Here is a 12,887-nt window from a genome sequence, read left to right as displayed (position 1 = left end):
GTCGTGCACCCCGCCGGGGTCAAGGACCGGCGCAGCGGTGAGCACTGGGCGGGACGCCTCTACATGCGTGAGGTCTCGCTGCGGGTCGACCGCTACCTGGTGAACACCAGAATCACGCCCAACCAGCTCACGTACCTGATGACCCTGTGCGGTGTGCTCGCCGCCCCGGCGCTGCTGGTGCCGGGCATCACCGGTGCCGTGCTCGGTGTGGTCATGGTCCAGCTGTATCTGCTGCTCGACTGCGTGGACGGCGAGATCGCCCGCTGGCGGCAGCAGTTCTCCCTCGGCGGGGTCTACCTGGACCGCGTCGGCGCCTACCTGACCGACGCCGCCGTCCTGGTCGGCCTCGGGCTGCGCGCCGCCGATGTGTGGGGCAGCGGCCGGATCGACTGGCTGTGGGCCTTCCTCGGCACCCTCGCCGCCCTCGGCGCCATCCTCATCAAGGCCGAGACCGACCTGGTCGGTGTCGCCCGGCACCAGGGCGGGCTGCCCCCGGTCCAGGAGTCCGCCGCCGAACCCCGCTCCTCCGGCATGGCACTCGCCCGCAAGGCCGCCGCCGCCCTCAAGTTCCACCGGCTGATCCTCGGCATCGAGGCGTCCCTGCTGATCCTGCTGCTCGCGATCCTGGACGCCTCCCGCGGCGATCTCTTCTTCACCCGCCTGGGCGTCGCCGTCCTCGCCGGGATCGCCCTGCTCCAGACGGTGCTGCACCTGGTGTCCATCCTCGTGTCGAGCAGGCTCCGGTGAACGCGGCCCCCGCCGAGAAGGTCGGCGTCGTCGTCATCACCATGGGCAACCGGCCCGAGGAACTGCGCGCCCTGCTGGACTCCATAGCCAAGCAGGAGGGCGACCGCGTCGAGGTCGTCGTCGTCGGCAACGGCTCGCCCGTCCCCGAGGTCCCCGCCGGGGTGCGCACCGTGGAACTGCCCGAGAACCTCGGGATACCCGGCGGGCGCAATGTCGGCGTCGAGGCGTTCGGGCCCGCGGGCCGGGACGTGGACATCGTGCTCTTCCTGGACGACGACGGGCTCCTCGCCCACCACGACACCGCCGAACTGTGCCGCCGGGCCTTCAGCGACGACCCGAAGCTCGGCATCATCAGCTTCCGCATCGCCGACCCGGACACCGGACAGACCCAGCGCCGCCACGTCCCGCGGCTGCGCGCCTCCGACCCGATGCGCTCCTCGCGGGTCACCACCTTCCTGGGCGGCGCCAGCGCCGTACGCACCGCGGTCATCGCCGAGGTCGGCGGTCTCCCGGACGACTTCTTCTACGCCCACGAGGAGACCGACCTGGCCTGGCGGGCCCTGGACGCCGGCTGGATGATCGACTACCGGGCCGACATGGTCCTGTACCACCCGACGACCGCCCCGTCCCGGCACGCGGTCTACCACCGGATGGTCGCCCGCAACCGGGTCTGGCTGGCCCGGCGTCACCTTCCCGCCCTCCTCGTCCCGGTCTATCTGGGCGTCTGGATGCTGCTCACGCTGGCCCGGCGCCCCTCCCGGCCCGCGCTGCGCGCCTGGTTCGGCGGGTTCAAGGAAGGCTGGAGCAGTCCGTGCGGTCCCCGCCGGCCCATGAAGTGGCGTACGGTGTGGCGGCTGACCCGACTGGGCCGGCCACCGGTGATCTGACAAGCTCGTCCCTGACGGGTGCCCTCGGGCCAGGCCCGGCGGGCCCGGCCCGGCTCCGGGCCAGGCCCCGCGGGGTCGCGCACATCGATGACGAAAGTTTCTGCCACCAGTGAGTGAGACAACGCATGACGACACGATCGCGGTGACCGCGCCCGTGTCGCCCGACGAGTCGCTGACCGCGGCCCAGATCGCCGCGAAGCACGGCCTGGCCGTCAGCGGGGCCAGGCCCTCCCTCGTCGAGTACGTCCGCCGGCTCTGGGACCGCCGCCACTTCATCATGGCCTTCTCCAGAGCCAAGCTCACCGCCCAGTACAGCCAGGCCAAGCTGGGCCAGCTGTGGCAGGTGGTCACCCCACTGCTCAACGCGGCGGTCTACTTCTTCATCTTCGGTGTGATCCTCCAGGCCGACCGCGGCATGTCCCGGGACGTGTACATCCCGTTCCTGGTCACCGGTGTGTTCGTGTTCACCTTCACCCAGAGTTCGGTGATGGCGGGCGTACGGGCGATCTCCGGCAACCTCGGCCTGGTCCGCGCGCTGCACTTCCCGCGCGCCTCGCTGCCGATCTCCTTCGCGCTGCAACAGCTCCAGCAACTGCTCTTCTCGATGATCGTGCTGTTCGCGGTGACCTGCGCCTTCGGCAGCTACCCGGACGCGTCCTGGGCGCTGATCGTGCCGGTGCTCGCGCTCCAGTTCCTCTTCAACACCGGACTGGCCCTGATTATGGCCCGCGCGGGTTCCGCCACCCCGGACCTCGCCCAGCTCATGCCGTTCGTGATGCGGACCTGGATGTACGCCTCCGGGGTGATGTACTCCATCCCGATCATGCTGGCCAACAAGCCGCAGTGGATCGCCAACATCCTCCAGTGGAACCCGGCGGCCATCTACATGGACCTGATGCGCTTCGCGCTGATCGAGGACTACGGCTCGGAGAACCTGCCCCAGCACGTCTGGGCGCTCGCCGGGGGCTGGGCGGTGCTCTTCGCCGTGGGCGGGTTCGTGTACTTCTGGAAGGCTGAGGAGAAGTACGGCCGTGGCTGAGCAGCTTCCCGGACAGCAGATCCCCACCGTCGTCGCCGACGAACTGCACATCGTGTACCGCGTCAACGGCGCCAAGACCGGCAAGGGCAGCGCCACCGCCGCCCTGAGCCGGATCGTCAAGCGCGGCGAGGAGCGCGGGGTGCGCAAGGTGCACGCCGTGCGCGGGGTGTCCTTCACCGCCTACCGCGGCCAGGCCATCGGTCTGATCGGCTCCAACGGCTCCGGCAAGTCCACCCTGCTGCGGGCCATCGCCGGACTCCTCCCGGCCGAGAGCGGCAAGGTCTACACCGACGGCCAGCCCTCCCTGCTCGGGGTGAACGCCGCCCTGATGAACGACCTCACCGGCGAGCGCAACGTCATCCTCGGCGGTCTCGCGATGGGGATGACCCGCGAGCAGATCAAGGAGCGGTACCAGGAGATCGTGGACTTCTCGGGCATCAACGAGAAGGGCGACTTCATCACCCTCCCGATGCGCACCTACTCCTCCGGCATGGCGGCCCGGCTCCGCTTCTCCATCGCCGCCGCCAAGGACCACGACGTCCTGATGATCGACGAGGCCCTCGCCACCGGCGACGCCGCCTTCCGCAAGCGCTCCGAGGCCCGGATCCGGGAGCTGCGCGAGCAGGCCGGCACGGTGTTCCTGGTCAGCCACAACAACAAGTCGATCCGCGACACCTGCGACCGGGTGCTGTGGCTGGAGCGCGGCGAACTGCGGATGGACGGCCCCACCGAAGAGGTCCTCAAGGAGTACGAAAAGTTCACCGGCCGCTAGGCCCGTGTCCGGGTTCTTCCCCGTCTTCCGGTTCTGCTGCGTCTTCTAGGTCTTCTAGGTCTTCTGCGCCTTCCGGTTCTTCCGGTTCTTCCGGCAGTTCCTGGCGGACCGGCCGCCCCGTCCCCGAGGGAGCCTCGCGGGGTGGTCGCCCGATTGCCCCGGGCCCCGTCGCAACTCGCGCGGCGGGGTCCGCGTCTGCAAAGGAAACGTCAACTATGGCTCGCCGAAGGAATCTTGGAGCCAATCGGTGTGTTCTTGTGATGCTTGGGACACCCCCACGGTCCTGCACGCGTTGTACAACGTAAGCTGTACGGGTGCCGAATCACGGCAAGTGGGGCGATAATGCGCGCCCACGGTACCGGGGTCGTCGTGGGGAGCGCTGGGCGGCGTGTCCGAAATAGTGTGTATTGGGTAGGCAGTGTAGAACGGGAGATGTGACGGCAATGGCTACGGAAACTCCCCAGCTCTTCGCAGCGTGTGCCGTCCCCGCCCCGGGCAGCCGACGATGACGGCCGCCGCGGCGACCCACGCCCCCGATCCGGAACGCGACACGCTGGACAAGGCCGCCGCGGAGAACTTCCCCGTGGCCCCGCGCTTCCTGCCCCGCGCCTGGCGCGCCGACCTCATGGCCCTGTACGGCTTCGCCCGTCTGGTGGACGACATCGGCGACGGCGACCTGGCCCCCGGCGGAGCGGACGCCCGCCTCCTCGGCGTGCCGCCCGACCGGGCCGAGGACCGGCTCCACCTCCTCGACGCCTTCGAGACCGACCTGCGCCGGGTCTTCGACGGCGTACCGCACCACCCCCTGCTGCGCCGGCTCCGGCCCACCGTCCACCGCCACGGCCTCACCCCCGAGCCCTTCCTCCACCTGATCGCCGCCAACCGCCAGGACCAGCTCGTCAGCCGCTACGAGACCTACGACGACCTCCTGGCGTACTGCGAACTCTCCGCCAACCCGGTGGGCCGGCTCGTCCTCGCCGTCACCGGCACCGCCACCCCCGAGCGGATCCGCCGCTCCGACGCCATCTGCACGGCGCTGCAGATCGTGGAGCACCTCCAGGACGTCGCCGAGGACCTCGGCCGCGACCGGATCTACCTTCCCGCAGAGGACATGAAGCGTTTCCACGTGCAAGAAGCCGACCTCGCCGCGCCGGTCACGGGCGCCTCGGTACGCGCCCTCATCGCGTACGAGGCACAACGCGCCCGCGATCTGCTGACCGAGGGCGCCCCCCTCGTGGGGAGCGTCCACGGCAGGCTCAGGCTGCTGCTCGCGGGGTTCGTGGCGGGGGGAAGGGCGGCGATCGACGCGATCGCCGCCGCCGCGTACGACGTCCTTCCCGGCCCGCCGAAACCCGGCAGGCTCCGGCTGCTGGGCCAGGTGGGCGTCACTCTGCGAGGAGAGGGGTGATCCGGGCCGTGGAGGTCACACCGCACCTGTCCGCGCCGGTACTCGCCGCCTACAGCTACTGCGAGACCGTCACCGGACAGCAGGCCAGGAACTTCGCCTATGGCATCCGGCTGCTCCCCGCCCCCAAGCGGCGGGCGATGTCGGCCCTGTACGCCCTCTCCCGCCGGGTCGACGACATCGGCGACGGCGACCTGGCCGACGACGTCAAGCTCGCCCGCCTGGACGAGACCCGGTTGCTGCTCGCCCGGGTCCGCGGCGGCGAGGTCGCCGAGGACGACACCGACCCGGTCGCGGTCGCCCTCAGCCACGCCGCCCGGGCCTTCCCCGTCCCGCTCGAAGGGCTGGACGAACTGATCGACGGCGTCCAGATGGACGTACGGGGCGAGACCTACGAGACCTGGGACGACCTCAAGGTCTACTGCCGGTGCGTCGCGGGCGCCATCGGCCGGCTCTCCCTCGGCGTGTTCGGCACCGAGGCGGGCGCCCGCGGCGCCGAGCGGGCCGCGGAGTACGCCGACACCCTCGGGCTCGCCCTCCAGCTCACCAACATCCTGCGCGACGTGCGCGAGGACGCCGAGGGCGGACGCACCTACCTGCCCGCCGACGACCTCGCCAAGTTCGGCTGCTCGGCCGGGTTCGCCGGACCGCTCCCGCCGGAGGGCTCCGACTTCGCGGGCCTCGTCCACTTCGAGGTGCGCCGCGCCCGTGCCCTCTTCGCCGAGGGCTACCGGCTGCTCCCCATGCTCGACCGGCGCAGCGGGGCCTGTGTCGCCGCCATGGCCGGCATCTACCGCAGGCTGCTGGACCGCATCGAACGCGACCCCGAGGCGGTGCTGCGCGGCCGGGTCTCGCTGCCCGGCCGCGAGAAGGCGTACGTCGCCGTCCGCGGACTGTCCGGTCTCGACACCCGCACCGTCACCCGCAGGACCGTCAGGAGGCGCGCTTGATGGACGACCTGGGGCAGGGCGGCCCACCGGGCCGGCGACACAGGGCACGGCACATTCGCGGGCGCACGGCGCGGGACCTTCCCCCCGCGCCCGACGGCCGTCGCGGAGCGACGTCCCACATCCGCTCAGGGGAGGGCGCGTCATGACCGACGGCAGCACGGAGCCACGCGAGGACCGCACCGTACCGGCGGCACCCGGGCGCGACGCGGTCGTCGTCGGCGGGGGCCTGGCCGGTGTCACCGCCGCGCTCGCGCTCGCGGACGCGGGGCTGCGCGTCACCCTGCTCGAAGGCAGGCCACGCCTGGGCGGCCTCGCCTTCTCCTTCCCCCGCGGCGATCTGACGGTCGACAACGGCCAGCACGTGTATCTGCGCTGCTGCACCGCCTACCGCTGGTTCCTCGACCGGATCGACGGCACGGCGCTCGCCCCGCTCCAGGACCGCCTCGACGTACCCGTCGTGGACGTCGACCGCCCCGAGGGGCGACGGCTGGGCCGGCTGCGGCGCGACGCGCTGCCCGTCCCCCTGCATCTGGGGCGGGGACTCGCGACCTACCCGCACCTCTCGCTCGCCGAACGGGCCAAGGTCGGCCGGGCCGCGCTCGCGCTCAAGGGGCTCGACCTCACCGATCCGGCCCTGGACCGACAGGACTTCGGCGGCTGGCTGGCCGCGCACGGCCAGTCGGCGCGTGCCGTCGAGGCCCTCTGGGACCTGGTCGGGGTCGCCACCCTCAACGCGGTCGCGGGCGACGCCTCGCTGTCGCTCGCCGCGATGGTGTTCAAGACCGGTCTGCTGTCCGAACCGGGCGCGGCCGACATCGGCTGGGCCCACGTCCCGCTCGGCGAACTGCACGACCGGCTGGCCCGCAAGGCGCTCGACTCCGCGGGCGTCCGTACCGAGGTCCGTTCACGCGTCACCTCCGTCTCCACCCTCGCAGACGGCCGGTGGAGCGTGGAGGTTCCCGGCGAACGCGTCGAGGCCGACGCCGTCGTGCTCGCCGTGCCCCAGCGCGAGGCCCACGCCCTGCTCCCGCAGGGCGCGCTCGACGCCCCCGAGCGGCTCCTGGAGATCGGCACCGCCCCGATCCTCAACGTCCATGTGATCTACGACCGCACCGTCCTCGGCACCCCGTTCCTCGCCGCCCTCGGCACCCCGGTGCAGTGGGTGTTCGACCGCACCGCGGCCTCCGGGCTGAAGGAGGGCCAGTACCTCGCGCTGTCCCAGTCCGCCGCGCAGGACGAGATCGACCTCCCGGTCTCCGTGCTGCGCGAGCGGTACCTGCCCGAGCTGAACCGGCTGCTGCCGCTCACCCGGGACGCCGAGGTGAAGGACTTCTTCGTGACCCGGGAGCGCACCGCGACCTTCGCTCCCACCCCCGGCGTCGGCCGGCTCAGGCCCGGCGCCCGCACCCGGACCCCCGGCCTCTACCTGGCCGGAGCGTGGACCGCCACCGGATGGCCCGCGACCATGGAGGGTGCGGTCCGCAGCGGTGTCAGCGCGGCCGAGGCCGCCCTGAGCGCCCTCGGACGCCCCCGCCCCGCGCACCTCTTCGACGTCGAGGAGGCCGCATGAGACCCGACGCGCGCGGGGCAGGCCACCGCACCCCCGGTACCGCGACAACCCGCGGTACCGCGACAAGAGGAGAGACTGTGCCCACTGTGCCCCCGGCCACCACGGCTGCCGACGCGGTGGACGTGACCGCGCTCCTGGAGCGCGGCCGAACCCTCGCCACGCCGGTGCTGAAGGCGGCCGTCGACCGTCTGGCACCCCCCATGGACACCGTCGCCGCCTACCACTTCGGCTGGATCGACGCCCAGGGCAGGCCCGCCGACGGCGACGGCGGCAAAGCCGTCCGCCCCGCCCTCGCCGTACTCTCCGCCGAGGTCACCGGCGCCTCGCCCGGCACCGGCGTCCCCGGTGCCGTCGCCGTCGAACTCATCCACAACTTCTCCCTGCTCCACGACGACCTCATGGACGGCGACGAACAGCGCCGGCACCGCGACACCGTCTGGAAGGTGCACGGCCCCGCCCAGGCCATCCTGGTCGGCGACGCCCTGTTCGCGCTGGCCAACGACGTCCTGCTGGAGCTGGGCACCGCCGAGGCGGCCCGCGCCGCCCGCCGGCTGACCACCGCCACCCGCGCCCTCATCGACGGACAGGCCCAGGACATCTCCTACGAGCACCGCGACCGCGTCACCGTCGCCGAGTGCCTGGAGATGGAGGGCAACAAGACCGGCGCCCTGCTGGCCTGCGCCAGCTCCATCGGCGCCGTGCTCGGCGGAGCGGACGACCGCACCGCCGACACCCTGGAGAAGTACGGCCACCACCTCGGCCTCGCCTTCCAGGCCGTGGACGACCTCCTCGGCATCTGGGGCGACCCGGACGCCACCGGGAAGCAGGCGTGGAGCGATCTGCGCCAGCGCAAGAAGTCCCTGCCGGTCGTCGCCGCGCTCGCGGCGGGCGGTCCGGCCTCCGAACGGCTCGGCGAGATCCTCGCCGCCGACGCCAAGGCCAGCGACTTCGAGAACTTCTCGGAGGAGGAGTTCGCCGCCCGCGCCGCCCTGATCGAGGAGGCGGGCGGCCGGGAGTGGACCACCCAGGAAGCCCGCCGTCAGCACACCACCGCCATCGAAGCCCTCGACGCCATCGACATGCCCGACGCGGTGCGGGCACGGTTCACGGCGCTCGCCGACTTCGTCGTCGTACGAAAGAGATGATCGCTATCGGTCGAACCATCCTCGCGTAGTCGCCGGCCGGTGCGCGCAGCAGACCATCAGGCACCGGCCGACGGCGGACCCAGCAGACGCACCACCTGCACACTGCACGAAGGGGAAGCCATGACAGCGACGACCGACGGAAGCACCGGGGCCCTGCCGCCCCGCGCTGCCGCGGCCAGCGAAAGCACCACCCCCGTCGCGGCCGGGGTCGAAGAGGCCGCTCGGCGCGCAACCCTGCGCGCCACCGATTTCCTGCTGTCCCTCCAGGACGCCCAGGGCTGGTGGAAGGGCGACCTGGAGACCAATGTGACCATGGACGCCGAGGATCTGCTGCTCCGTCAGTTCCTCGGCATCCGCGATGAATCCACGACCCGCGCCGCCGCCCTCTTCATCCGCGGCGAACAGCGCGAGGACGGCACCTGGGCCAGCTTCTTCGGCGGCCCCGGCGACCTGTCCGCCACCATCGAGGCGTACGTCGCCCTCCGACTCGCAGGCGACGCGCCCGACGCCCCGCACATGGCCCGCGCCGCCACCTGGATCCGCGCCCAGGGCGGCCTCGCCTCCGCCCGGGTCTTCACCCGGATCTGGCTCGCCCTGTTCGGCTGGTGGAGCTGGGACGACCTCCCCGAACTCCCGCCCGAACTGATCTGGTTCCCGAAATGGGTCCCGCTCAACATCTACGACTTCGGCTGCTGGGCCCGCCAGACCATCGTGCCGCTCACCATCGTCTCCGCGAAACGCCCGGTCCGCCCGGCGCCCTTCCCGCTCGACGAACTGCACGCCGACCCCGCACTGCCCCGCCCCAAGCCGCCCCTCGCCCCCGCGACCAGCTGGGACGGCCTCTTCCAACGCCTCGACAGGGCACTGCACCAGTACCGCAAGGTCGCCCCGCGCGCCCTGCGCCGCGCCGCGATGAACACCGCGGCCCGCTGGATCATCGAGCGGCAGGAGAACGACGGGGCCTGGGGCGGGATCCAGCCGCCCGCCGTGTACTCGATCATCGCCCTGCACCTGCTCGGCTACGACCTCGACCACCCCGTGATGCGCGCGGGCCTGGAGTCCCTCGACCGCTACACCGTCTGGCGCGAGGACGGCGCCCGGATGATCGAGGCGTGCCAGTCCCCGGTCTGGGACACCTGTCTGGCCACCATCGCGCTCGCCGACGCGGGCGTACCCGCCGACCACCCCCAACTGGTCAAGGCCGCCGACTGGATGCTCAGCGAACAGGTCGTGCGCCCCGGCGACTGGTCGGTCAAGCGGCCCGGACTCCAGCCCGGCGGCTGGGCGTTCGAGTTCCACAACGACAACTACCCCGACATCGACGACAGCGCCGAGGTCATTCTCGCGCTGCGCCGGGTCCGCCACCCCGACCGGGCCCGCGTCGACAAGGCGGTGGCGCGCGGGGTGCGCTGGGAGCTGGGCATGCAGTCGAAGGACGGGGCCTGGGGCGCCTTCGACGTCGACAACACCAGCCCGTTCCCGAACAAGCTCCCCTTCTGCGACTTCGGCGAGGTCATCGACCCGCCCTCGGCCGATGTCACCGCCCATGTCGTGGAGATGCTCGCCGTCGAGGGCCTCGCCCACGACCCGCGCACCCGGCGCGGGATCTCCTGGCTCCTCGCCGAACAGGAGCCGGACGGCTCGTGGTTCGGACGCTGGGGCGTCAACTACCTCTACGGCACCGGCTCGGCCGTCCCCGCCCTGACCGCCGCGGGCCTGCCCGGCTCGCACCCGGCGATCCGCCGGGCCGTGCGCTGGCTGGAGTCGGTGCAGAACGACGACGGCGGCTGGGGCGAGGACCTGCGCTCCTACGACGACTCCAGAGGCTGGAGCGCCCGCGGCGCCTCGACCGCCTCACAGACCGCCTGGGCGCTGATGGCGCTGCTCGCGGCCGGTGAGCAGGAGTCCAAGGCCGTGGAACGCGGCATCGAATGGCTCGTCACCACCCAGCGGGAGGACGGCTCCTGGGACGAGCCTTACTTCACCGGCACCGGCTTCCCCTGGGACTTCTCCATCAACTACCACCTCTACCGGCAGGTCTTCCCGCTCACCGCTCTGGGCCGGTACGTGCACGGCGACCCGTTCGCCGTGGCCGGACAGGGAGCGTTCGCCGGGGTGGGGGAGGGCGCGCTGACCGGGGCCGGGGAGGGCTGATGGCCCCCCAGCCCGCCGCCGCACCGCTGCTGATCGCCTGCGCGCTCGGCATCGAGCACCTCGCCCTGCGCCTGGGCGACCGGGGCGGTGCGAGCGGGCCGGTCACCGTCGTGCGCACCGGCATGGGCCCCAGGGCCGCCGAGCGGTCCCTGGGCCGGGTCCTCGCCGACCCGGCCCTGACCGGGGCCGCCGTCCTCGCCACCGGCTTCTGCGCCGGACTCGCCCCCGGTATGCACCCCGGTGACCTGGTGGTCGCCGAGGAGACCCGGGACCCGCGCGGCACGATCGCCTGCGCGGGCACCGAGGCACTCGTCAGGGAACTCACCCGGGCCCTGCCCGGCCGCAGCGTCCACACCGGGCCGCTGACCGGCTCCGACCATGTCGTCCGTGGTCCGGAACGGTCCGCTCTGCTGGCCACCGGCGCGATCGCCGTCGACATGGAATCGGCGGCCACGCTGCTGAGCGCCGTCCGCGCGGGCGAGCGCCCGGTTGCGGCCGTCCGGGTGGTCGTGGACGCTCCAGAACATGAACTGGTCAGGATCGGCACGCTTCGCGGTGGAATATCAGCTTTCCGCGTCCTGCGATCCGTACTGCCTAACTTTTTCGAATGGCACCGTAATGTGCTGCTCCCCAGGAGGTGAGCCAGATGGCCATGCCGCTGCGCCAGTCCATCAAGGTCGCTACATACTTGGCCGAACAAAAGCTGCGCCGGCGGGACAAGTTCCCGCTGATCGTGGAGCTTGAACCGCTGTTCGCCTGCAATCTGAAGTGCGAGGGCTGCGGGAAGATCCAGCACCCGGCCGGGGTGCTCAAGCAGCGCATGCCGGTGGCCCAGGCCGTCGGAGCCGTCCTGGAGTCCGGCGCGCCGATGGTGTCCATCGCCGGTGGCGAACCCCTGATGCATCCGCAGATCGATGAGATCGTGCGACAGTTGGTGGCCAAGCGGAAGTACGTCTTCCTGTGCACCAACGCCATGCTGATGCGCAAGAAGATGGAGAAGTTCACCCCCTCGCCGTACTTCGCCTTCGCCGTCCACATCGACGGACTGCGCGAACGCCACGACGAGTCGGTGGCCAAGGAGGGCGTCTTCGACGAGGCGGTGGCCGCGATCAAGGAGGCCAAGCGGCGCGGCTTCCGGGTCACCACCAACTCGACCTTCTTCAACACGGACACCCCGCAGACCATCGTCGAGGTGCTCAACTACCTCAACGACGACCTCAAGGTGGACGAGATGATGATCTCGCCCGCCTACGCCTACGAGAAGGCCCCCGACCAGGAGCACTTCCTCGGCGTCGAACAGACCCGGGAGCTGTTCAAGAAGGCGTTCGCGGGCGGCAACCGCCGCAGGTGGCGGCTCAACCACTCCCCGCTCTTCCTGGACTTCCTGGAGGGCAAGGTCGACTTCCCCTGCACCGCCTGGGCCATCCCCAACTACTCCCTCTTCGGCTGGCAGCGCCCCTGCTATCTGATGAGCGACGGCTACGTCCCCACGTACCGGGAACTCATCGAGAAGACCGACTGGGACAAGTACGGCCGGGGCAAGGACCCGCGCTGCGCCAACTGCATGGCGCACTGCGGCTACGAGCCCACCGCCGTCCTCGCCACCATGGGCTCGCTGAAGGAGTCGCTGCGGGCCATGCGCGAGACGGTCGGCGGGAACCGGGACTGACCCCGTGACCGCCATTCCCTTGGGCGTCCCCGAGGTACCGGTCCGGCCCGTCGCCGAGCGGCGGGCCTCCCGGCGGATCCAGGTCGGACCGGTGGCGGTCGGCGGCGGCGCCCCCGTCTCCGTGCAGTCCATGACGACGACCCGTACGTCCGACATCGGCGCGACCCTTCAGCAGATCGCCGAGCTGACCGCGTCGGGCTGCCAGATCGTGCGGGTGGCGTGCCCGACCCAGGACGACGCGGACGCCCTCTCCACGATCGCCCGCAAGTCGCAGATCCCGGTGATCGCGGACATCCACTTCCAGCCCAAGTACGTGTTCGCTGCGATCGAGGCGGGCTGCGCGGCGGTGCGGGTGAACCCCGGCAACATCAAGCAGTTCGACGACAAGGTCAAGGAGATCGCCAAGGCGGCCCGCGACCACGGCACGCCGATCCGCATCGGGGTGAACGCCGGTTCGCTGGACCGCCGCCTCCTCCAGAAGTACGGGAAGGCCACCCCCGAGGCGCTGGTCGAGTCGGCGCTGTGGGAGGCGTCCCTCTTCGAGGAGCA

At 71.6% G+C, this 12,887-nt stretch carries 12 protein-coding genes; all 12 read left to right on the top strand.

What is annotated here, in order from left to right:
- Positions 1 to 3: 3 nt before the first annotated feature.
- Entirely contained in the window at positions 4 to 747 is a 744-nt protein-coding gene (locus tag ACIQNG_RS17050; protein ID WP_401424594.1) for a CDP-alcohol phosphatidyltransferase family protein, read from the top strand.
- Positions 748 to 788: 41 nt separating this feature from the next.
- Positions 789 to 1,634: a glycosyltransferase family 2 protein gene (locus tag ACIQNG_RS17045; protein WP_401486288.1), complete on the top strand. Its 846-nt coding sequence runs from the start codon at positions 789 to 791 to the stop codon at positions 1,632 to 1,634.
- 109 nt (positions 1,635 to 1,743) lie between these two features.
- Positions 1,744 to 2,673, top strand: a complete 930-nt coding sequence (locus ACIQNG_RS17040) for an ABC transporter permease (protein ID WP_401424593.1) — start codon at positions 1,744 to 1,746, stop codon at positions 2,671 to 2,673.
- Positions 2,666 to 3,445: an ABC transporter ATP-binding protein gene (locus tag ACIQNG_RS17035; protein WP_401424592.1), complete on the top strand. Its 780-nt coding sequence runs from the start codon at positions 2,666 to 2,668 to the stop codon at positions 3,443 to 3,445. The genes ACIQNG_RS17040 and ACIQNG_RS17035 overlap by 8 nt, the downstream gene beginning before the upstream one ends.
- 505 nt (positions 3,446 to 3,950) lie before the next feature.
- Entirely contained in the window at positions 3,951 to 4,853 is a 903-nt protein-coding gene (gene hpnC, locus ACIQNG_RS17030) for a squalene synthase HpnC (RefSeq protein WP_401485741.1), read from the top strand.
- Complete coding sequence (gene hpnD, locus ACIQNG_RS17025; protein WP_401485740.1) at positions 4,850 to 5,800, top strand: presqualene diphosphate synthase HpnD; 951 nt, start codon at positions 4,850 to 4,852, stop codon at positions 5,798 to 5,800. The genes hpnC and hpnD overlap by 4 nt, the downstream gene beginning before the upstream one ends.
- A 142-nt stretch (positions 5,801 to 5,942) precedes the next feature.
- Positions 5,943 to 7,370: a hydroxysqualene dehydroxylase HpnE gene (gene hpnE / locus ACIQNG_RS17020; protein ID WP_401485738.1), complete on the top strand. Its 1,428-nt coding sequence runs from the start codon at positions 5,943 to 5,945 to the stop codon at positions 7,368 to 7,370.
- A gap of 77 nt (positions 7,371 to 7,447) precedes the next feature.
- Entirely contained in the window at positions 7,448 to 8,515 is a 1,068-nt protein-coding gene (locus ACIQNG_RS17015) for a polyprenyl synthetase family protein (protein WP_401424588.1), read from the top strand.
- Between the two features lie 120 nt (positions 8,516 to 8,635).
- Positions 8,636 to 10,669: a squalene--hopene cyclase gene (gene shc, locus ACIQNG_RS17010; RefSeq protein ID WP_401485737.1), complete on the top strand. Its 2,034-nt coding sequence runs from the start codon at positions 8,636 to 8,638 to the stop codon at positions 10,667 to 10,669.
- Positions 10,669 to 11,310 (top strand): 1-hydroxy-2-methyl-2-butenyl 4-diphosphate reductase, encoded by a 642-nt coding sequence (locus ACIQNG_RS17005; protein WP_401424586.1) that lies wholly within the window; start codon positions 10,669 to 10,671, stop codon positions 11,308 to 11,310. Before shc ends, ACIQNG_RS17005 begins: the two co-directional genes overlap by 1 nt.
- Before the next feature lie 5 nt (positions 11,311 to 11,315).
- Complete coding sequence (hpnH, locus tag ACIQNG_RS17000; RefSeq protein ID WP_401424585.1) at positions 11,316 to 12,338, top strand: adenosyl-hopene transferase HpnH; 1,023 nt, start codon at positions 11,316 to 11,318, stop codon at positions 12,336 to 12,338.
- Positions 12,339 to 12,342: 4 nt separating this feature from the next.
- Positions 12,343 to 12,887 (top strand): flavodoxin-dependent (E)-4-hydroxy-3-methylbut-2-enyl-diphosphate synthase (locus ACIQNG_RS16995; protein ID WP_401485735.1); only part of this gene is annotated, 545 nt, incomplete at its 3' end.

The sequence above is a fragment of the Streptomyces sp. NPDC091377 genome, from assembly GCF_044757045.1.
In the GTDB taxonomy this organism is placed as follows: domain Bacteria; phylum Actinomycetota; class Actinomycetes; order Streptomycetales; family Streptomycetaceae; genus Streptomyces.
This window is presented reverse-complemented; position numbering and strand designations above follow the sequence as displayed.

What these genes read in the sequence shown, in the direction of transcription:
- shc (WP_401485737.1), top strand. Translation starts at nt 8,636, where the DNA reads ATGACAGCGACGACCGACGGAAGCACCGGGGCCCTGCCGCCCCGCGCT.
- hpnC (WP_401485741.1), top strand. Translation starts at nt 3,951, where the DNA reads ATGACGGCCGCCGCGGCGACCCACGCCCCCGATCCGGAACGCGACACG.
- hpnH (WP_401424585.1), top strand. Translation starts at nt 11,316, where the DNA reads ATGGCCATGCCGCTGCGCCAGTCCATCAAGGTCGCTACATACTTGGCC.
- hpnE (WP_401485738.1), top strand. Translation starts at nt 5,943, where the DNA reads ATGACCGACGGCAGCACGGAGCCACGCGAGGACCGCACCGTACCGGCG.
- ACIQNG_RS17005 (WP_401424586.1), top strand. Translation starts at nt 10,669, where the DNA reads ATGGCCCCCCAGCCCGCCGCCGCACCGCTGCTGATCGCCTGCGCGCTC.
- ACIQNG_RS17045 (WP_401486288.1), top strand. Translation starts at nt 789, where the DNA reads ATGGGCAACCGGCCCGAGGAACTGCGCGCCCTGCTGGACTCCATAGCC.